We start from the raw sequence: 20749 nt of genomic DNA on the forward strand, positions 1-20749 counted from the left end.
GGGATGGTTGCTCGACGCGGGCCGGGATCCCCCCGGAACGCGGCGGTGACGTCGCAGCAGAGGTCACCGTGACGACGACGTCGAGAGCGGAGATCGCCTGTGAAGTCCTACCTCCTTCACCTCGTCCGGCTTCTGCTGTCGTCGGTCATCCTCTTCCTCGTCGTGATCACCGTGCTGTTCTTCCTGCTCGAGCTCGCGCCGGGTGACCCGGTGCAATCTCTCGTGGGTGATGTGCCGATCTCGCCCGAGTTCCGCGCGCAGATCACGGCGGCGTACGGACTGGATCTGCCGGCGTGGCAGCGGTACTTCGCGTACATCGCGAACGTGCTCACCGGAAACCTGGGGTACTCGTTCGGGACGAACAACGAACCCGTGCTCGATCTCATCCTCAGTCGCGCCGGCAACACGCTCGCGCTCGCGGTGCCGGCGTTCATCCTCTCCACCGTCGGCGGCATCATCCTCGGCTCGATCGCGGCGCGCACGCGCCGCCGCTGGCTCGATGCCGGCATCTCGGGCATCGCGGTCGGGCTCTTCTCGGTACCGAGCTTCTGGTTCGGGATGCTCCTCATCATGGTCTTCTCGCTGTGGCTGGGATGGTTCCCGACACAGGGGAAGGCGCCCTACGGAGAATCGGGCATCGCGCTGCCCTACCTGGTGCTGCCGGTGATCACGATGGCCACGAGCGAGCTCGCCTACAAGACGCGCATCATGCGCTCGTCGATGATCGAGTCGCTCGGGCAGGACTTCATCGACACCGCGCGCTCGAAAGGGCTGAATCCCCGTCGAGTGCTCTGGGGGCATGCGCTCCCCAACGCCCTGCTGCCCATGGTCACCGTCGCGGGCTACAGCCTCGGCTTCATCTTCGCCGGCTCGACGCTGGTCGAGAGCGTCTTCGGCTGGCCGGGCATGGGACTGCTGTTCGTCGACGCCATCAACTCGCAGAACAACATGGTCGTGCTGGGCGTGGCGATCGTGCTGACCGTGACCATCATCATCGTCAACTTCCTCACCGACATCGTGTACGGACTCGTCGATCCGCGCTTGCGAGCGAGGTTCACCCGCAAGGCAGGAGCGCCCGCATGACGACGCAGAACAGCATCGACCGCGACAGCGTCGACCGCGACAGCGTCGAACTGCCCGACCTCGAGGCGCGCATCGACATCCCTGCCACCGAGCCCATCGTCGTTGCGGGCCGCCGCAGCCAGGCTTCGCCGTGGCGGGTCTTCTTCCGCAAACCCTCGACCCTCTTCTTCGGGCCGCTGCTCGTCGTCATCGCACTCGTGTCGTTCATCGGCCCGTTCTTCGTCGGCGACCCGGTCTCGACGGCGAACCCCGTGCTCGCGCCGCCGAGCCTGGAGTATCCGCTGGGGACAGACCAGCTGGGTCGCGACTACCTCGCCCGTGTCGTCTACGGCGGCCAGGTGTCGCTGCTGGTGGGCTTCAGCGTCGCCTTCCTCTGCATGACCTTCGGGTTGCTGGTCGGCGGGCTCGCGGGCTACTACGGCGGCGCGATCGACACCGGCCTGGTGAAGATCGCCGAGTTCTTCCAGGTGCTGCCGGGGCTGGTGCTCGCGCTGGTGGCGGCCGCGCTGCTCGGCTCGAACATGCTCATCATCGTGTCGATCCTGGCCATCACGATGTGGCCGGGCGTCGGGCGCATCGTGCGCGCCGAGGCGATGCGCATCTCGCAGCTCGGCTACGTCGAATCGGCCAGGGCCGCCGGTTTCAGCGGCGCGAGGATCATCTGGTCCGACGTCATCCCCAACGCCATGCCTCCCGTGCTGGTGGCCACGAGCATGACGGTCGGTCGCGCGATCCTCATCGAGTCGGGCCTGGCCTACCTCGGCATCGGCGACACGAATCGCCCGAGCTGGGGCGCGCTGCTGAACTCCGCGCAGTCCTATATGCAGTCGGCCTGGTGGCTCGCGGTCTTCCCGGGAGTCCTCATCTTCCTGACCGTTCTGGCGGTGAACATGCTCGGCGACGGCATGAACGATTCCTTCAACCCGACGGCGGGGAGAGTCAAATGAGTGCGACCGTTCCCACGCCGCAGCCCAACGCGCTGCTCGAGGTGACCGGGCTCCACGTGCGGCTGCCGACCGGGCCGCGCAGCGAGGTCGAGGCCGTGACCCGCGTGGACCTCGTCGTCCGAGACGGCGAGCGGGTCGGGATCGTCGGCGAGTCCGGCTCTGGCAAATCGGTGACCGGACGCGCCATCGCTGGCCTGCTGCCCACGTCGCCCCGCGTGAAGGTGAGCGGCTCGATCCGCGTGCGCGGCAGCGAGATGGTCGGCGCCCCGCGCAGCGCGTGGGACGAAGTGCGCCGGCGCACCGTGGGCATGGTGTTCCAGGACCCGCTCACGTTCCTCAACCCGACGATGAAGATCGGCCGGCAGGTCGCCGAGGCCGTGCGGGCTCGCGACGACGACGAGCGGGCCGACATCGCGAGCGACGTGCACCAGCTGCTCGCCGCCGCAGGACTGGACCGCGTCGAGGACGTCGCCGCCCGGTTCCCCCACGAACTCAGTGGCGGCATGCGCCAGCGCGTGCTCATCGCGATCGCGCTCGCGAAGCGCCCCGACCTGATCATCGCCGACGAGCCCACCACCGCTCTGGATGCCACGGTGCAGAAGCGGGTGCTCGACACGCTCGACCTGGCCGTGTCGGAGGCCGGTGCGTCGCTCGTGCTCATCTCGCACGACCTCGCCGTGGTCGCCGGCATGACCGACCGCATCTACGTCATGTACGACGGCTGCGTCGTCGAGGACGGTCCCACCTCCCGGGTGCTGCACGAGCCGCAGCATCCCTACACGCAGGCTCTGCTGCGCAGTGTCCGCAGCCTGACCGACGACGGCGTCGAGCTGTACTCCATTCCACCCGCGCTGCGGCGCGAGCTCACCGCGGAGGTGGCCCATGCTTCTTGAGGCGAAGAACGTGTCGAAGGTCTTCCGTGCCCGCCGAGGGGGCGGCGAGACGGTGGCGGTGAAGGATGCCACGCTCCGGGCCGAGCCCGGACGGTTCATCGCGATCGTGGGCGAGAGCGGCAGCGGCAAGAGCACGCTGGGCCGGCTGCTGCTGAATCTCCTTGCGCCGACGAGCGGAGCCGTGGAGCTCGACGGCGCGCCCGTCGCCGGCATGGATCGCCGCGAGGCTTTTGCCTATCGCCGACAGGTGCAGGCGGTGCTGCAGGATCCGGCAGGCTCGCTCAATCCACGCAAGCGCGTCGACGAGGCCGTGGGCGAAGTCATTCGTCTGCACGGCATCGCGCGGGGCCGGGCGGCGGTGCGCGACCGCGTCGCCGAGGTCCTCGAACAGGTCGGCATGACACCACCGGGGCGCTTCTTCGATCGCTACCCCCACGAACTCTCGGGCGGGCAGCGCCAGCGGGTGCTCATCGCGCGGGCGATCGCGCTCAACCCTCGCATCATCGTCGCCGACGAGGCGGTGTCTGCCCTGGACGCCTCGGTGAAGGCGGGCGTGCTCAAGGTCATGCGCGACCTGCAGGACCGGCTCGGCGTCGGCTACGTCTTCATCACCCACGACCTTCCCGTCGTTCGCAAGGTCGCCGACGAGGTCTACGTCATGAAGTCCGGCGAGATCGTCGAGCACAACACCAAAGCGGCGATCTTCGCCGCGCCGCAGCATCCGTACACCCGTGAGCTGCTCGCCGCCGCACCGGTTCTCACCTGAACCCGGGCGCGCGGCACCCCACCCGAACAACGACAGACGCAGAGAGGCGGACGACCGTGAAGAACAGGTACGCAAGGAGGACGATCGGGATCGTCGGGGCGCTCGCCGCGGCGGCACTGGTCATGTCGGGATGCACCGGCGGCAACGCCGACGCAGCCGGCGAGGAGAAGGTCTACGTACAGGCGATCGGCGACGATCCGATGGGCCTCAACGCCCAGCTGGTCAGCGGCGCTGCGGCGTCGATGTTCAGCGCGCAGATCTTCGACACGCTCATCCGCATCGACGACGCCGGCGAGCTCAGCCCCGGTCTCGCGGAGGAGTGGGAGCTCTCGGACGACGGCCTCGAGTTGACGCTGCACCTGCGCGACGGGGTCACATGGCACGACGGCGAGCCGTTCACCGCCGAGGACGTCAAGTTCAACCTCGAAGAGATCGTCGAGCTGCAGACGTTCGGGGCGGCACTCGCCGCGCGCATCGCGGGGGTCGAGGTGGTGGACGAGACCACGGCAGTCGTGACCTTCACCGAGGTGTTCGGACCGGTGCTCGAGACGCTGGCGCAGCAGTTCATGATCCCGAAGCACATCTACGAGGGCACCGACTACGTCACCAATGAGGCCAACATGGAGCCGATCGGCACCGGCCCCATGATGTTCGACTCGTATGAGTCGGGCCAGCAGGTGGTGCTGCTGAAGAACCCCGAGTACTGGGACGGTGAGGTCCAGGTCGATCGCGCCGTGTATCCGGTGATGACCGACCCGAACAGTCGCGCATCGGCCCTGTTCGCCGGCGAGGTGGATCGCGCGGAGCTGGATCCGTCGCAGCAGAAGCGCGTCGAGGAGGACTCCGACCTCGATCTGATGACCGAGGGCTTCTTCGCGCAGGCGATCACCGTGATGATGAACGGGCTGAGCCCGGAGCTCACCGACCCGGCAGTGCGTGCCGCCGTCTTCGCGGCGCTCGACCGCGAGGCGATCACCGATGTGGCCCTCTCCGGACTCGGCGAGCCGACGACCGGCTTCTTCCCGCCGTCGCTGGAGTGGGCGCTCAACACCGACGTCGACTTCGAGCGGGACTTCCCGCGCGACACCGACGCGATCAACGAAGCCCTCGACGAGGCCGGGTTCCCGCGCGGCAGCGACGGGCTGCGCTTCACGCTCGACGTGCGCTATATCTCCGAGCTGTCGGAGGTCGCCGCGACGGCTGAGATGGCCAAGTCGCAGCTCGAGGAGGTGGGTATCGGCCTCAACCTCGTCGGTACGTCGGCGAGCGTCTTCACCGAGAAGGTGTACACCACCAGCGAGTTCGATCTCTCCTTCCTGCGCTCGACGGTGGGCGCCGACCCGAGCACGGGAATCGTGCGCTGGTACGCGTGCAACCCCAACCGGGCCGCGGCATCCAACCCGTCTCAGATCTGCGACGAAGAGATCCAGGCGGCCGCCGACGGAGCGCTGGGCACCACCGACCGCGCGCAGCGCGGCGAGCATCTGAAGGACCTGCAGCAGCGGGCGAGCGAGCTGATGTTCTACGCGCCCCTCAGCTGGTACTACGGGTCGTTCCCGACCGTCAGCAGCAAGCGATGGGAGGGTCAGCTCGACGCCGTTGCCACCACCAACACGGTGCCGTGGACGACGATGACCCTCAAGTAGGGGGGAGTCCGGATGCCGGCCGCGCACTGGTGGTGGGGGTCCACCGTGACGGCCGGCATCCGTCCTTCCGGCCTGTGAAAGATCGGTGGATCCCGGCCGGCGAGCCGTTCTAGCCTCGGGGCACGGCGTCGCGGGGTTGCGTGCCGCGGACCCGCGCGGGCGACGGGAGGAGCCAGGATGTCGATGCCGACAGCGGACGGCGAGCACAAGCTCACTGCGGCCGGCCGCGTGCTGGCGCTGCTGGGAGCCTTCGCGAAGGGCGACGGCCGGTTGACGCTGTCGGAGATCAGCCGCCAGGCGGGCTTGTCGCTCTCGACCACGCACCGCCTCGTTCACGAAGTGCTCGCGTGGGAGGGTCTGGAGGTCGACGAGCGCGGACGGTACCGGCTCGGGCCCAAGATCCTCGAGCTCGCCTCGTCGTCGACCGAGGGCCTGCGGCTGCGCGAGAAGACTCTGCCGTTCCTGACCGACCTGCACCGCCGCACGAACATGACCGTGCACCTCGCGGTGCGCGACGGGCACGAGCTGATCTATCTCGAGGCGCTCCGGCCCCACGCGAACTACACCGGCGAGAATCGCATCGGCGGCCGGCTGCCCATGCACGTCGGCGGCACCGGCCTGACGCTCCTCGCCTTCGCGCCGGACGACGTCGTCGAGGACTACCTCAGCCGGCCGCTGTGCCGCTACACGCCGCAGACGATCGTCGAGCCCGACCGTCTGCGTGTCGTGCTCGACGGCATCCGGCGGCAGCGCTACGCCATCACGCGTGGACTGCTCACGACGAGGGCGGGGTCGGTCGCCGCGCCCGTGTTCGGGCCGGATGGAGTGGTCTGCGCCGCGGTCGGGCTCGTGTGCCTGCTCGGACGGCATCAGCCCGAGGACTACGCCGGGCTCGTCCGTGGTGCGGCCGCCCGCGCGTCGCACGCGCTGCTCGATCGCCCGGCCGCCCTGTCGCCCGGCGCGCAGGAGTTCCACCGGCGCCACGTCGCGCAGTCCTGACCCGGGCTTCCGCCGCGTGGAAGCAGGGGGCGACCGCGGGCGCGACGGCGTCGCAGAGTGGTGCCACCACATGACGCAGGAGGTCGCGATGACCCTGACCATCATCGATCCCACGATCAGCAGTTCCCCCGATCGTCGCGCCGCCCGCGCGCAGCGCGCGCCGCGACCCCGTGACCTGGCGGGGCTGCGTGTCGGGCTGCTCGAGAACACCAAGCGCAACGCCGCCGTCATCCTCGACGCGCTGGGTGAACGGCTGATCCAACAGCACGGCACCGCATCGCTCGTGCGGCGGACCAAGAAGCAGTTCGCGCTGCCGCTGACCGACGAGCTCGTCGATGATCTGCGGACGAGCTGCGACGTCGTCGTGATCGGGGTGGGAGACTGCGGGTCGTGCAGTGCGGCCGCCGTGGCCGACGGCATCGCGCTCGAGGCCGCCGGCGTGCCGACTGCGGTGATCTGCACCGACGCGTTCGAGGCCACCTCGCGGGCGATGGCCGACATCAAGGGCGATCCTGAGTACCCCTTCGTGCTCACCGCGCACCCGGTTGCCAACCTCTCGCGGCCCGAGATCGAAGTCCGCGCCGAGGAGCTCCTCGACGCGGCGGTGCAGCGCGTCACGCTACGCCGCGGGGCTGTCGCGTGAGCGCACCGCCGCACGCGCTCCTCGACCCGGAGGTCGCCGAGGCGGTCGCTGAGTACCTGTACAGCCGCGACTGGTCGGACGGGCTGCCGATCCTTCCGGCGACCGAGGCATCCATCGAGCGCTTTCTCGCCCACACCGATCGCGACCCCGAAGAGATCGTCGCCCGTCACGCCGGTCTCGATCGTGCCGCCACCGTGCTCGACGTCGCGGTGCACGCCGTCATGGCGGGATGTCTGCCGGAGCATCTGCCTGTGGTCCTCGCCGCGTGGGATGCCCTGTCGGCCGACCGCGCGGCGCGCGGGGGCGGCTGGCAGAGCACGAGCGGACCGGCGCCGCTGGTGATCGTCAACGGGCCTGTCCGGTCCGAGCTGGGCTTCAACGCGACAGCCGGCGTACTGGGCCCGGGTTTCCGCGCCAATGCCACGATCCCGCGGGCGATCGGACTGACGGTGCGCAACGGATTCGGCATCCGTCCCCATGGGTTCGAGCAGGCGACGCAGGGTCTTCCTGGTCGGTGGACGATGGGTATCGCCGAGGACGAGGAGAACAGCCCATGGGAGCCGTTCTCGGTCGACGGTGGTCTCGCGGCGGGCGAGAGCGCGGTGAGCGTGATGCTGGTGCGCACGTGCGAGTTCGTCGACAACCGGCACTTCACCGATCCGGTCGAGGTGCTGCGGGACTTCGCCGATACGATCCAGCGCTCCGGGTCGTGGATCTTCCGGCATTCCTCGGTGGGGATCGTGATGAATCCCGATCACGCGCGGATCTTCGCCGAGGCCGGGATGTCCAAGCAGGACGTGCGCGACTGGCTCGTGGCGAACTGCGGCAAGACCGAGGGCGAGCTCGCCGCCGTCGGCAAAGGCCTCAGCCGCCTGCCCGAGGGGCCTTTCCCTCCCGACCACTTCCATCCCGTGTTCGCCGACTCGACTCCTGCGAACCTGCCGATCATCGTCGCCGGATCTGCGAACGCCGCGATGTCGATGGTGTTCCGGGTGTTCGGCGAGTGGTCGGGCCGCGCGTTCCCGGTGCGCTGACCGGTCGCCTTCCGCGGGGCGAAATCGGGCGGACGGATGCCTCGTCCGGTCGGCCAGAGTGGACCCGAGCAAGAAGGAGCCCATCCGATGAGCACTGATCCGACCACATGGGAGTTCCCCGTCACCGACGCGCTGGCGACGGCCGGGCCGCCCTGGCTGACCGGCAAGGTCGCAGTCGTCGCCGGCGGCGGACTGAGCGGGCCCGAGGGCGGCGTGGGGTTCGCGATGGCGTGGCTGTATCACCGCAACGGAGCCGCCGTCGCGGTGCTCGATCGCGACGAAGCCGCCGCCCAGCGCACGGTTGACGGCATCCGCGAGGCCGGCGGAGAGGCCGAGGTCTTCGTCGTCGACATGATCGACGACGAGGATGTCGCGCGCGTGGTCGCGGCGGTGATCGACCGTTTCGGGCGCATCGACGTGGTCGCCGACTCTATCGGCGGCGGCGGTGTCGAGGACATCTTCGAGACGTCGGTCGACGCGTGGGATCTCGCGATGGAGGTCAACCTCAAATCGGCGTGGTACCTGCTGCGTCACGCGCAGAAGCACATGACCTCGGGCGGCGCGGCCGTGCTGATCTCGTCCGGCGCCGCGGAGGGCCGGGGGCCGGGCCTGCCGTACAGCATCGCCAAGACGGCGCTCGAGAAGCTGACCACCGGTGCCGCCACGACGCTCGCTCCGCGCGGCATCAGGGTCAACTGCGTACGCGTCGGAATGATCTGGGGGGCGTTCGCGGCCAAGGGCATGACGCAGGAGCAGCGCGAGATCCGTCGGCAGAACGTCGCGATGGGCGTCGAGGGCAACAACTGGGACATCGCGTCCGCCGCCCTGTTCCTCTCGACCGATCAGGCGCGCTGGGTGTCGGGCCAGATCCTCTCGGTCGACGGCGGCGGCATGGCGATGCGCAACTTCGGCCAGGCCGGCGCGAAGTAGATCGCGGCCGGCGCCGGTTCAGTGCGCCGGCTCGGCGACGGAGTGCGTCTCGGAGGCCTCTTCCGTCACCTGCGCCTCACGAACGCGCTCGATCATGCGGCGCAGGAGGGCGTTGAGCTCTGTGGTCTGCTCGGGCGTCAGTTCGTCGAGGATGATGCCCTGACCGCTCATCGAGATCGGCAGCATCGCGTCGTGCATGCGCGCGCCCGCCGCCGTGAGGTACATGGGCCGCGACCCGCGAGGACCGTCGACCAGCGTGATCAGCGCCCGAGCGGTCAGCGTGTAGACGCTCTTGGACACCACCGCCTTGTTGACGCCGATGAACTCCGAGACCTCGGTGGCCGAGGCTCCCGGTCGGATCGCGAGTGCCGAGATCACCCGCCAGTCGTTGGTGCCGAGGCGGAACTGTCGCCGCAGCTCGTGGGATTCGCGCCACACCAGGGCATTCGACAGCAGCGCGAGCAGCCGGGGGGTGAAGTTCTCGGGGTCGATGATCTCCTCCAGCGGCTCCGTGACGAGGTCATCGCCGACGGCCCGGGCGATCGGCGTCTCATCGTTGGCCATAGCCCCTCCTTCGTGGTTCGAGTGTCTCAGACAGGGCGAGGTCCGGCCGAGAAGCTCGACCGGACCCCGCCGCGAGTGGACAGATGTCAGTGCGCCATCGCGGCGAGCGCCTGCGGGTCGATGGTCGCGATCGAGCGGGTGTCCTGGAACGCGCGAACGCCCTCGATCCCCTGCTCGCGTCCCATACCGGACTGCTTCATGCCGCCGAAGGGGGCCCGCAGGTCCAGGCGGGTGGCGCCGTGGTCGTTGACCCACACGTAGCCGCATGCCAGCTGCGACCCGATCCGCTGGGCCGCCTCGGGCGAGGCCGTCCAGACCGAACCGCACAGTCCCGCCCACGTGTCGTTGGCGGCGCGGACGGCCTCGTCCTCGGTGTCGAAGGGAATGACGGGGATGACGGGCCCGAACTGCTCCTGCGTCACCACACGCAGCTGCGGGTCGGGATCCACCACGATGGCGGGGCGCACGAAGTTGCCGCCGGCGAGGTCGCCGTCGGGCAGGGAGCCGAACTCCCGGACGTCGGCTCCGGCATCCTTCGCCTCTTGGATGAGGTCCTGCACGAAGGCCTTCTGGACGGGTGAGTGCAGCGGCCCCATGGTGGTGCCCTCGTCGAGCCCGTACCCGAGCACGGTGCGCTCCAGTCGAGCCGAAAGCCCGGCGACGAGCTCGTCGAGCCGCGAGCGGTGCACGTACACGCGCTTGGCGTTCATGCAGATCTGCCCGGTGGTGTCGTAGATCGCCGCGAAGAGGCGATCCAGATGAGCGTCGTCCAGGATGGCGTCCTCGAGGAAGACCGCCGCGTCGTTGCCGCCGAGCTCGAGCGTGACGCGCGTGAGCGACTTCGACGCCATCTCCATCATCCGTTTGCCGCCGTTCACCGACCCGGTGAAGCACACCTTCGCCACGTCGGGGTTCTGGATGAGCCCGGCCATCTGCTGGTCCTCGCCGGTGATGACGTTCAGCACTCCCGCGGGAAGCTTCTCGGCCACGCGCTGCGTGAGGCGGGCTGTGGCCAGCGGCGCCGAGGGCGGCGCCTTCACGATGACGGTGTTGCCCGCGAGCAGTGCGTGGGGGAGGGATGCTGCCAGGATCGCGATCGGCCAGTTGAACGGCACGATGATCGTGACGACGCCGAGCGACTGGTATGATACCTCAGTCGAGACCGGGATGGCGCCCGGCACGACGGGCAGCGTCTTGGATGCGTCGACCTCGTCGGCGAGCATGAGGGCGAGGTTCCACCGGATCTCGAACACCAGCGCGTCGACCCATGCCTCCATGCGTACCTTGCCGTTCTCCTGCGACAGGATCGCGGCATCCTCGTCGCGGTCGTCGGCGATCCCCGCGATCGCCTCGGCCATGTGCGCGGCGCGCTGCTGCGGAGTGAGGCCTGCCCAGGCCGGGTATGCCGCTTTGGCGGCGGCGACCGCGTCGGCGACATCCTCCGCCGATGCAGCGGCAGCCTCGCCGACGATGGCGCCCTTCTTGGCGGGATCGGCGACTCGCAGCACGCCGGGTGTGAATCGCTCTTCACCCCCGATGAACAAGCCCGTTCGTACCTCTGTGGCGGTGTTCGACATCGTTCTGCACCTCTCTGTGAGCCGAGTCCATGAGCGCACCCCTTGCGCTCACCTTTCAACAAGTTTACGTGCATTCTGGTTTACATGTAAAGCACATCGTGCTACGTTCACTCGCAACCTCTCGCTTCGGGCGGAGGGAACTGGTCGGACCCGTCGCGCTGAAGCGCCGGGCGAGGCATCCGTGTCATTCAATGAGGAGGCATGCGGTGAGTACGCAGACCCTGCAGACCGGCGAGCGGCACAGCGTCGAGGAGTTGGAAGAACTCGCGTTCGAGTTGCGCGCCAAGCTCCTGCACCTGTGCGGCACTTACGAGGGGGCCGTCCACATCGGCGGCGACTTGTCGGCGGCCGACATCTTCACGGCGCTGTTCGGGTACGGGCTGCGCGTGGACCCCGACGACATCGCGAATCCGCAACGCGACCGGTTCGTGCTGAGCAAGGGCCACGCCGCGGTGTGCATGTACATCGCGATGGCCATCCGGGGCTTCTTCTCATACGAGGGGATCGTCGAGACATACGGACAGCTCGACAGCGCGTACGGCATGCATCCCTGCAAGGTCCAGCTCCCGGGCGTCGAATGCTCCACCGGCTCGCTCGGGCATGGTCTGCCGCTCGCTGTCGGCATGGCGCTCGGCGCCCGTCATCGCGGCGACGACCACCGCGTGGTCTGCCTGCTGGGTGACGGCGAGACCGGCGAGGGCTCGGTGTGGGAGGCCGCGATGGCGGCTCGCAGCAACGAGCTCGGCAACCTCGTCGCCTTCGTCGACCGCAACCGGCAGCTCATGACGAGCTTCGCCGAAGAGCGGGTGGTGTTCGAGCCGTACCCCGACAAGTGGCGCGCGTTCGGATGGAACGTCGTCGAGGTCGACGGCCACGACATGTCGCAGCTGGTCGCGGCGATCGACGCACTGCCCGAGACCGACACCGACCGGCCCACCGTCGTGATCTGCGAGACCGTCAAGGGCAAGGGCGTCGACTTCATGGAGCACAACCTCGCCTGGCATGCCGGCTCGCTGGGCGCAGCAGACCTGGAGCGCGCGATGGCCGCGCTCGAGGCATCCCATCAGAAGGAGAGCATCTGATGCCCGTCACGTTCACGTTCGGAGAGATGCTCTCGGCTCGCTCGGTCATCGGCACCACGCTCGCCGAGCTGGGCGAGGAGCACGAAAACCTCTGGGTGCTCACGCCCGACATCGGCGCGACGCTCGTGGAGTTCCGCGACCGGTTCCCCGACCGCTTCCTCGACGTCGGCCTGGCCGAGCAGGTGTGCGTCGGGATCGCCGCCGGCTTGGCGTACGACGGGAACATCCCGGTGGTGTCGGGGATGCTGCCGTTCCTGAGCATGCGTGCCCTCGAGCAGGTGCGCACCGACGTGTGCTACCCCAACCTGCCCGTCAAGATCATCGGCACGCATGGCGGGCTCGTCGGCAACGGGGGATCGACGCACTACGCCGTCGAAGACCTCGCGCTCATGTGCGCCCTCACCAACATGACGGTGACCTCGATCGGCGACCCGCTCATGGTCGGAGAGATCATCCGGCAGTCCATGACCATGGCGGGGCCGATCTACATCCGGCTCGCCGTGGGCAAGAAGGACAAGGTCCTCTACGAGCCCGGCGAGCACGATGTGCGCATCGGCAAGGGGATCATCGCGCGCCCGGGCGAGGACGTGACGATCTTCACGCACGGCACGACGGTCGCGCAGGCGCTCGACGCCGCCGATGTGCTCGCCGAGGACGGACGGGCGGTGCGCGTGGTCGACATGTTCACGCTGAAGCCCATCGACGAAGAGCTCATCGTGCGCTGCGCGGACGAGACCGGCGGGCGGTTCGTCGTGCTGGAGGACCATCTCGCCTACGGCGGGCTGGCCACTCGCATCGCCGACGTGGCCGCCGATCGCGGCATCCGTCTCACTGCTTTCGAAAGGCTCGGCATCCCGCAGGTGTACGCCGGCTTCGGCGAGGACGAGCAGCTGCGCGACAAGCACGGCTACGGGCTCGAGGCGACGATCGCCGCGGTTCGCCGCGCGATCGCCGCCCAAGGCTGAGCGACCGGCGCGGCTGGAGGATCACATGAGAACCGTCGCCGTCACCAGGATCGGGAGTCTGCGCGATCCTGACGAGACCACGCGCGGCCGCATCGGCGTGGTGGACTTTCCCGAGCAGCCGCTCGGCCCCGAGGACGTCCGCATCCGGGTCGCGTACTCCGCGATCTGCGGATCCGACCCGCACCTGGCCGAGGGGTTCTTCGGCACCGACGTGCCCATCGGGCTCGGCCATGAGCTGTCGGGCGTCATCGAGGCGCTCGGAGACCGCGCCCACCGCAACGGATTGCAGGTCGGCGACCGGGTCGCCGGCAACTTCCTCCGGTTCTGCGGCACGTGTCGCCCCTGCCAGGAGGGCAAGCAGCAGTTCTGCGAGAACATCCAGGAGTACAACCGCCCCGGCATGGCCGAGACGGTGACGTGGCACGAATCCCAGGTCTACCGGCTGCCCGACGAGGTGTCGCTGCTGCAGGGCTGCCTCCTCGAACCGACCTCCGTCGCCGTACGCATCGCTGACAAGACGAACGTGCGCGTGGGCGACCGGGTCGTCATCTGCGGCGGCGGGCCCATCGGCCAGCTCGCGCTGCAGGTGATGCGGATGCACGGAGCGACGTCGCTCACGATGATCGAGCCGATACCGGCACGCCGCGAGATGGCAGCACGGCACGGCGCTGAGCACGTCATCGATCCGGTCGGAGAAGATCAGTTCGCCCGCGCCGCGGAGATCACCGGTGGTCGCGGTTTCGACGTGGTGATCGACGCCTCCGGATCGACGCGGGCGGTGGCGGGGCTGCTCGACATCGCGGCGAAAGGCGCGACCGTCGTCTACGGCGCCATGTACCCGGAGCGCTTCGAGCTGCCGCTGAACCTCTCGGACTACCTCTATCTCAAAGAGCTGACGCTCACCGGTGTCTTCGTGTCGCCGTACGCGTTCCCCCGTGCGCTGCAGATCCTCCCGCGCCTGGAGCTCGACGAGCTCACCGCCGCTGTCTTCGAACTCGAGGACGCGCCCGCCGCGTTCGAGGCACACGTGAGCGGCCGGCATCCGAAGGTCGTCATCCGGTGCAGCAACACCCAGGACGGAGCCGACGCATGACGTCCCTGCAGCCGTCGACGGGCTTCGCACTCGAAGCGCGCGGCATCGTCAAGCGGTTCGACGGCGTCCACGCGCTCAGCGGCGCCGATCTGTCGGTGCTTCCGGGCGAGATCCATGCCCTCCTCGGCGAGAACGGCGCGGGCAAGTCGACGCTCATCAAGGTGCTGACCGGCATCTACGCTCCGGACCACGGGACGCTTCATCGCGCGGGAGACGAGGTCCAGTACGCCAACGTGCGTGCCGCACGCCGCGCCGGGGTCGTCGCGCTTTATCAGGAGCTGTCGATCATCCCATCGCTCAGCGTGGCGGAGAACATCGTGCTCGGCGAGCAGACGCCGTCCTCTGCGGGCATCGTGCGGTGGGCGGCGCTGCGGCGCCGGGCGCGGGCGCAGCTGGATCGGATCCACCAGCGGATCCCCCTCGGGAGGCTGGCGGGCGATCTTTCCCCGGTCCAGCAGACCATGGTCGCCTTCGCTCGCGCCCTTGCCACCGATGCCCGGGTCCTCATCCTCGACGAGCCCACCGCGTCGCTCACAGACACCGAGATCACCGAGCTGTTCAGCGTCCTGCGCAGACTCCGCGACGAGGGCGTCGCGATCGTGTACGTGTCGCACCGGCTCGAGGAGGTCTTCGAACTGTGCGACCGGCTCACGATCATGCGCAACGGCGAGACGATCGTGACGAAGCCGGTCGCCGACTCGCATATCGACGAGGTCATCTCGATGATGGTGGGCCGCTCGGCCGGCGAGCTGTATCCCGATCGCACGACCGCGACCACGGAGGTGGCGCTCAGCGTCGAGAGTCTGGACGGCCGCCGCGTGAAGGACGTGTCGTTCACCGCCTGCAAGGGGGAGGTCGTCGGGATCGGCGGGCTCGCAGGATCCGGGCGCAGCGAGCTGCTGCGCATCCTCTCCGGTACCCAGAAGCACGCGGCCGGCACCATCACGATCGGCGAGACGGTCCTTCCGCGCTCGCTGGGAGTGGGAAGGGCACTGGATGCCGGCATCGCCCTGGTTCCCGAGGAGCGGCGCAGCCAGGGCGTGATCCTCGGAGCGACGATCCGCGACAACATCGCGCTGGCGAACATCCCAGAGGTGAGCAACGCGGGCATCGTCTCGAACGCCCGGATCTCCGGCATCGTCGACAAGGGGATGCGCGACTTGAAGATCAAGGCGCGCAGCACGAGGCAGTACGTCGGCGAGTTGTCGGGGGGCAACCAACAGAAGGTCGTGCTGGCCAAGATGCTGGCACGCAATCCGCGAGTGCTGCTGATGGATGAGCCCACGCGAGGGATCGACGTGGGCACCAAGGCCGAGATCTACCGGCTCATCCGCGAACTGGTCGCGCGCGGCACGACCGTGATCGCGGTGAGCTCGGAGCTTCCCGAACTGATCGGACTGAGCGATCGCATCCTCATCATGCATGAGGGCCGGATCTCGGGCGAGGTCGCGGCCGAGGACGCGGACGAGGAAGTCCTGCTGGCCTACTGCTACGGAAAGGCACATGTCCATGACAACGACGCGTAACCCCGGGCTCGAGGACGCGACCGGCACGCTGAGCATCCCCCGTCGCTCACTGGGGCAGACGCTGCTTTCGGGCGGCACCGTGCTGGCACTCATCGCCCTGATCGTGTTCTTCTTCGCGATGCGCCCCGACGTGTTCCTGACGTTCACCAACGTGCGGAACATCCTCTACCAGGTCGCGATCCTCGCGATCATCGCCGGTGCACAGACCATCGTCATGGTGGTCGGAGACTTCGACCTCTCCGTCGCGGCGACGTCGGCGCTCGCGGGCGCGGTCGCAGCCTCGTTGATGCTGCGCGGAGTCCCCGTCGCCGCGGCCATCGTGATCGCCCTGGCGGTCGGGCTCCTCATCGGGCTGGTCAACGGCGCACTGGTGGCGTATCTCAATCTGTCGGCATTCGTCGCCACGCTGGCCACCTTGACCTCGGTGACAGGTCTGGCCTTCCTCGTCACCGACGGGACGACCCTCTTCAACCTGCCGCCGGAGTTCAACGCCCTGGGACAGGGCAGGTTCCTGGAGATTCCGCTGCCGGTGTTCATCGCGGTCGCCCTGTCGGTGATCCTGTGGTTCGTCCTGCGATTCACCACGCTGGGACGCCGGTGGTATGCCACCGGCGGCAACGTCGAGGTCGCGCGGCTGTCGGGGATCAACGTGCGGCGCGCGCGGCTGCTGGCGTTCGCCGTCGCGGGCCTGGTGGCGGCGATCGGCGGCATCCTCCTCGCCGCACGTCTGGGAAGCGCCAGCGCCGTCCAGGGCGAGGACAATCTGCTCTTCTCGGTCGCCGCAGTGTTCCTGGGCATGACGATCGTCCGGTCCGGCGCGGCGAATCTCGTGGGAACGATGGTCGGCGTGGCGATCATCGGCGTGATGAGCAACGGGCTGAACATCCTCGGCGTGAACGCCTACGTGCAGCAGGTCGTCACCGGACTGATCATCATCGCGGCCGTGACCCTGTCTTCGTTCAAACACCGGGAGCGTTAGCTCTCCACAGCTGAGCGGCGGCACCGCTCGGACACCAAGAAGAAACGCAATCAACAAGGGAGTGGGATCAATGCGTACGAGATTCAAGGCGGTACTGGCGACCGCGGCGGTGGCGGTGCTCGCGCTGACGGGCTGTTCGTCAGGCGGAGGAGGGGGAATCGGCGGCGAGGACGAGCCGTTCAAGGTCATCGCTTTCACCTCGGGAAACCAGACGCCCGTCGGCGCGTGGTGGGTCAAGGCGGTTCAGGAGCAGGCCGACGAGTTGGGCTGGGACCTCACGATGATCCAGGGCGACTTCGACTTCCAGAAGATGAACCCGGCTGTCGAGAGCGCGATCGGACAGGGCGCCGACGCCATCTTCAACGGGTACACCGACGTCGCGTCCATCGGCTCGATCGTGACCGCCGCGAAGGATGCCGGCATCCCGATGTTCGCCATGGACAGCGCAACCGAGGCCACTGATGCCTTCGCCATCAACATCACCACGGATCAGCAGGGCATCGTCGACCAGACGGTGGGCGCCCTCGATGACGCACTGGGCGGCCTGGACGGCAAGAACGTGATGGTCATCGGGCATGATCCCCACCCCGGCATCCGTATGCGAGCCGGTCTGGCGGAGGAGGCGCTGATCGAGGCCGGGGCGACCATCGCGGGCGGCGAGATCCAGAAGGTGACTTCGCCCGCCACGGGTCGAACCGAGGCCCTGGCGCTGGTGACCGACTATCTCTCGGCCAACCCGGGAGGACTCGACGCCGTGTGGGTGGGCTGGGACGACGCCGCCCTGGGCGCTGCGCAGGCCATCACCGAGGCCGGCGAGGATGCACTGGTCACGGGCGTCGACGCCACGAGCGAGGCCATCGCCGGCATCGAGGCGGGCGGCGCATTCCTGGCGACGATCGAGCAGCCCTGGCCGTCGATCCTCGATTCGGTCATCGACCGCATGGTGGCATACCAGAGCGACGGAACGATGCCGACCGAGAACTTCGAGGCGGTCGATACGACGCTCGTCGACGCGAACAACGCCGCCGACATCACGCCGTCCGACCAGCTCGGGTAGCGCCCCCGGGGCGGTGGGGGTCGAGCCTCCACCGCCCCGTTCTCGCTCGATCATCGACACATTTGGGAGCAGTACATGCGTTTGGCAGGAAAGGTCGCACTCATCACGGGTGGCGCCAGCGGAATCGGGCTGGCCACGGTGGAGAAGTTCATCCAGGAGGGCGCTCGGGTGGCTGTCGCCGACATCGACCTGGCTCGGGCGCAGCGCGTCGTCGATGGTCTCGAACCGGGAAGTGCGGTCGCCGTCGGGGTCGACGTCTCGGTGTACGCCGAGGTGGAAGCCGCCGTCGCCCGCACCGTCGAGGCGTTCGGATCTCTCGACGTGATCTTCAACAACGCCGGTATCGCAGGCGGAAGGCCTCTGCTCGAGCATGATCCGGCCGAGGACTATGAGCCGATCATCCGCGTCGACCAGGACGGGGTGTATTTCGGCATCCTCGCGGCCGGCCGTCAGTTCCAGAGACAGGGGACCGGGGGCGTCATCATCAGCACGTCCTCGATCTACGGCGAGCAGGCCGCGGAACTGTCGTTCACCTACAGCGCCGCCAAGGCGGCGGTGATCTCGTTCACCCGGTCGGCCGCCTACGAGCTCGCCCAGTACGGGGTCCGCGCCGTCGCGATCACGCCCGGACGAGTCGGCACGCCGATCATCAACCAGTTCAGCGAAGAGCTCAAGGCCACGTTCGCCGCCGAGCAGCTGCGCAACAGGCTCACGAGGCCCGAAGAGATCGCCGACGTCGTGGCCTTCCTCGCCTCGGACGAGGCGAACGCCATCAACGGCACCGTCGTGAGCGTCGACGACGGGTACTCGGTGTTCAAGCAGCGTCTGGATCTTCCGGTCTTCTGATGGCGGCGGACGAGCGCGTGAACCTCGATCTCGACCTAGACCTCGACGTGGCGTTCCACGTCAGCATCGCCATCGCCGAGGCCTCGCCCGCCGCGCTCGCGCCGCTGCTGCGCGAGCTGCGCGGCGTGGGCTATCGGCGGGCCGTGCTGCCGCCGATGGATCCGCACGGGACGGATGCCGCGGGCCTGAAGCGCGTCTTCGACGAGGCCGACATCGTCCCCATCGCGATGACCGGTCAGCAATCGGGCGCCGATGTCTCGTCCGACGACGAGGCAGAGCGTCGGGCGGGAGCGGACGCCCTCCGCGCCGCGGCGGAGTTCGCCGCGGCGATCGGTGCCGACCAGCTCAACGGTGTGCCGTACGGACTGTTCGGTGCCCCGGGCGGCCCGACCTCGCGCGCGGCCCTCGAACGAGCCGCGCGGGAGGTCGGCGCTGTCGCCGAGGAGGCCGCCGCTCGAGGCATCACGATGACCTTCGAGGTGCTCAATCGATATGAGACGTCGGCTCTCAACACCGCGGCGCAGGCACTCGAGTTCGTGGCGTGGAGCGGCTCGGAGAACCTGCGTGTCCACCTGGACACCTTTCACATGGCCGTCGAGGAGCCCGACATGTCGGCGGCGATCCGCGCCGCCCTGCCGAAGCTCGGGTATCTCGAGCTCGGGCAGTCGGGGCGGGGATACCTCGGCGCGGGCGCCGTGGACATCCCGCGCGTCGTGCAGACCGCGATCGACGACGGCTACACCGGCAGGTGGGGCGTCGAGGCCTTTTCGCGCCCTCTGGTGGGGGATGCGGCGGCCGACATGCTGGCGATCTGGCGCAATCCCTTCGACGACGGTCTGGCTCTGGCATCCGAGGCCATCCACGTCATCAGGCGCGGCTGGGCCGAGAGCACCGCCGGCCGCCGTGCCCAGCGTCTGGCGCGCAGTGGCGCGTGAGTGCCGCTCTTCGACCAGTGCATCTCATGTTCAACGATTTCATGACGGGCGTCACAAAACACTTGACAATCACGAGGTCTGGGCGCACGATGACTTCAGTCCGGCACGCCGTGGTGAGGACTCGACGAACGTCGAACGCACCCCGGCGGCCGGTGAACCCGAGCACCGTCTCCGAGAGGCCCGTCAATGAAGAAGAGTCTTGCCGTCATCGGCCTGGTGGCAGCCGCCGCCCTCGCCCTGACCGGGTGCACCGATTCCGGCGCACCGACCGACACATCCACTGCTGAGCCCGGCACCGACACGGGCGAGCTGACCAACGTCCGAGTCGCCGCGCTCCCCATCGCCGAGACCGGAGCCCTGTGGGCTGCCATGGAGGAGGGGATCTTCGAAGACCACGGTCTCGAGATCGAGGTCGTGCCGGCCCAGGGCGGCGCGAACGCGATCCCGGCGCTCATCAGCGGCGACATCCAGTTCGCCATCGGCCAGCCGTTCGGTCCCATCCGCGCCGACCTGCAGGATCTCGGCGTCGTGATCGTCGGGAACTACGCCAACAGCCTCGCCGAGGGCACCGACGTCAACGCGGTTGTCGCACTCGGCGACTCGGGCATCGCCCGCCCTGCCGACCTCGCCGGCAAGACGGTGGCGGTCAACACGATCGGCGCCGCCGGTGACCTCACCATCCGCAAGGCCGTGGAAGACGACGGCGGCGACCCGTCGACGATCGAGTTCGTCGAGGTCGCCTTCCCCGACGTCCCCGCCCAACTCGAAGCCGGCACGATGGACGCCGCGTGGGCACCCGACCCGTTCCGGGCCATGATCGTCGGCGCCGGCGGCGTCGAGGTCGTCGCGCCCTACCAGGCCACGATCCCGGGGCTCACGGTGCTGACCAGCATCACGACCCAGGCGCTTCTCGACGAGGACCCGGAGCTGGTCGCGGCGTACTCCGAGGCGATGGCTGAGGCGCTCGAGTGGGCGTCCGGCAACGAGGAGGCCGTTCGCGCGGCGATCGCGACCAACCTCGAGATCCCCGAAGAGGCCGCCGCCGGCATCACGCTGCCGGAGTTCACGTGGGATCTGGCCGATGCCGGCATCGAAGAGCTGGGCGCCCTCGCCATCGAGTTCGCGTACATCGACGCCGAGCCCGACTACGACCGTCTGATCCAGCAGCAGTAGGCCAGGAGGCG

At 68.7% G+C, this 20749-nt stretch carries 20 protein-coding genes; 18 read left to right on the plus strand and 2 right to left on the minus strand.

Annotated elements, in window-relative coordinates:
* Positions 1 to 99 precede the first annotated feature (99 nt).
* The 9 genes from K0817_RS03760 to K0817_RS03800 all read left to right on the plus strand — a co-directional run bounded on the left by K0817_RS03760 (position 100) and on the right by K0817_RS03800 (position 8941).
* A complete protein-coding gene (locus tag K0817_RS03760; RefSeq protein WP_219980032.1) occupies positions 100 to 1083 on the plus strand; it encodes an ABC transporter permease in 984 nt (327 codons plus the stop codon).
* A complete protein-coding gene (locus K0817_RS03765) occupies positions 1080 to 2030 on the plus strand; it encodes an ABC transporter permease (RefSeq protein ID WP_219980033.1) in 951 nt (316 codons plus the stop codon). The genes K0817_RS03760 and K0817_RS03765 overlap by 4 nt, the downstream gene beginning before the upstream one ends.
* Positions 2027 to 2923: an ABC transporter ATP-binding protein gene (locus K0817_RS03770; RefSeq protein WP_219980034.1), complete on the plus strand. Its 897-nt coding sequence runs from the start codon at positions 2027 to 2029 to the stop codon at positions 2921 to 2923. Before K0817_RS03765 ends, K0817_RS03770 begins: the two co-directional genes overlap by 4 nt.
* Entirely contained in the window at positions 2913 to 3689 is a 777-nt protein-coding gene (locus tag K0817_RS03775) for an ABC transporter ATP-binding protein (protein ID WP_219980035.1), read from the plus strand. Before K0817_RS03770 ends, K0817_RS03775 begins: the two co-directional genes overlap by 11 nt.
* 56 nt (positions 3690 to 3745) lie before the next feature.
* A complete protein-coding gene (locus K0817_RS03780; protein WP_219980036.1) occupies positions 3746 to 5335 on the plus strand; it encodes an ABC transporter substrate-binding protein in 1590 nt (529 codons plus the stop codon).
* Positions 5336 to 5512: 177 nt separating this feature from the next.
* Complete coding sequence (locus tag K0817_RS03785) at positions 5513 to 6334, plus strand: IclR family transcriptional regulator (RefSeq protein WP_219980037.1); 822 nt, start codon at positions 5513 to 5515, stop codon at positions 6332 to 6334.
* A gap of 88 nt (positions 6335 to 6422) precedes the next feature.
* A complete protein-coding gene (locus K0817_RS03790; RefSeq protein WP_219980038.1) occupies positions 6423 to 6977 on the plus strand; it encodes a UGSC family (seleno)protein in 555 nt (184 codons plus the stop codon).
* A complete protein-coding gene (locus tag K0817_RS03795) occupies positions 6974 to 8011 on the plus strand; it encodes a hypothetical protein (RefSeq protein WP_219980039.1) in 1038 nt (345 codons plus the stop codon). The genes K0817_RS03790 and K0817_RS03795 overlap by 4 nt, the downstream gene beginning before the upstream one ends.
* 87 nt (positions 8012 to 8098) lie before the next feature.
* On the plus strand, positions 8099 to 8941 hold the full coding sequence (locus tag K0817_RS03800; RefSeq protein WP_219980040.1) for an SDR family NAD(P)-dependent oxidoreductase: 843 nt from the start codon (positions 8099 to 8101) through the stop codon (positions 8939 to 8941).
* An 18-nt stretch (positions 8942 to 8959) separates the two neighbouring features.
* Here the strand turns inward: K0817_RS03800 and K0817_RS03805 are convergent, their stop codons facing one another.
* Both K0817_RS03805 and K0817_RS03810 read right to left on the minus strand, forming a co-directional pair.
* The gene (locus tag K0817_RS03805) at positions 8960 to 9505 is read right to left on the minus strand and encodes a MarR family winged helix-turn-helix transcriptional regulator (RefSeq protein ID WP_219980041.1); all 546 of its coding nucleotides are present in this window, start codon (positions 9503 to 9505) and stop codon (positions 8960 to 8962) included.
* A gap of 86 nt (positions 9506 to 9591) precedes the next feature.
* Positions 9592 to 11082 carry an aldehyde dehydrogenase family protein gene (locus K0817_RS03810; RefSeq protein ID WP_219980042.1) on the minus strand — a complete coding sequence of 497 codons (1491 nt, stop codon included), beginning with the start codon at positions 11080 to 11082 and terminating at the stop codon, positions 9592 to 9594.
* A gap of 206 nt (positions 11083 to 11288) precedes the next feature.
* Here K0817_RS03810 and K0817_RS03815 point away from each other — a divergent pair, with 206 nt between their 5' ends.
* The 9 genes from K0817_RS03815 (at position 11289) to K0817_RS03855 (ending at position 20738) form a co-directional block, all read left to right on the plus strand.
* A complete protein-coding gene (locus K0817_RS03815) occupies positions 11289 to 12164 on the plus strand; it encodes a transketolase (protein ID WP_219980043.1) in 876 nt (291 codons plus the stop codon).
* A complete protein-coding gene (locus K0817_RS03820; RefSeq protein WP_219980044.1) occupies positions 12164 to 13129 on the plus strand; it encodes a transketolase family protein in 966 nt (321 codons plus the stop codon). The genes K0817_RS03815 and K0817_RS03820 overlap by 1 nt, the downstream gene beginning before the upstream one ends.
* Before the next feature lie 25 nt (positions 13130 to 13154).
* Complete coding sequence (locus K0817_RS03825; protein ID WP_219980045.1) at positions 13155 to 14222, plus strand: zinc-binding dehydrogenase; 1068 nt, start codon at positions 13155 to 13157, stop codon at positions 14220 to 14222.
* Entirely contained in the window at positions 14219 to 15748 is a 1530-nt protein-coding gene (locus tag K0817_RS03830) for a sugar ABC transporter ATP-binding protein (protein WP_219980046.1), read from the plus strand. The genes K0817_RS03825 and K0817_RS03830 overlap by 4 nt, the downstream gene beginning before the upstream one ends.
* Complete coding sequence (locus K0817_RS03835) at positions 15732 to 16727, plus strand: ABC transporter permease (RefSeq protein ID WP_253735159.1); 996 nt, start codon at positions 15732 to 15734, stop codon at positions 16725 to 16727. Before K0817_RS03830 ends, K0817_RS03835 begins: the two co-directional genes overlap by 17 nt.
* A 70-nt stretch (positions 16728 to 16797) precedes the next feature.
* On the plus strand, positions 16798 to 17784 hold the full coding sequence (locus tag K0817_RS03840; protein ID WP_219980048.1) for a sugar ABC transporter substrate-binding protein: 987 nt from the start codon (positions 16798 to 16800) through the stop codon (positions 17782 to 17784).
* Between the two features lie 75 nt (positions 17785 to 17859).
* Positions 17860 to 18630, plus strand: coding sequence for an SDR family NAD(P)-dependent oxidoreductase (locus K0817_RS03845; protein WP_219980049.1), 771 nt, complete (start codon positions 17860 to 17862; stop codon positions 18628 to 18630).
* Positions 18630 to 19565, plus strand: coding sequence for a TIM barrel protein (locus K0817_RS03850; RefSeq protein ID WP_219980050.1), 936 nt, complete (start codon positions 18630 to 18632; stop codon positions 19563 to 19565). Before K0817_RS03845 ends, K0817_RS03850 begins: the two co-directional genes overlap by 1 nt.
* A gap of 186 nt (positions 19566 to 19751) precedes the next feature.
* On the plus strand, positions 19752 to 20738 hold the full coding sequence (locus tag K0817_RS03855) for an ABC transporter substrate-binding protein (RefSeq protein WP_219980051.1): 987 nt from the start codon (positions 19752 to 19754) through the stop codon (positions 20736 to 20738).
* Positions 20739 to 20749: the final 11 nt, after the last annotated feature.

This window comes from Microbacterium sp. HD4P20 (genome assembly GCF_019449275.2).
Classification (GTDB): Bacteria; Actinomycetota; Actinomycetes; order Actinomycetales; family Microbacteriaceae; genus Microbacterium.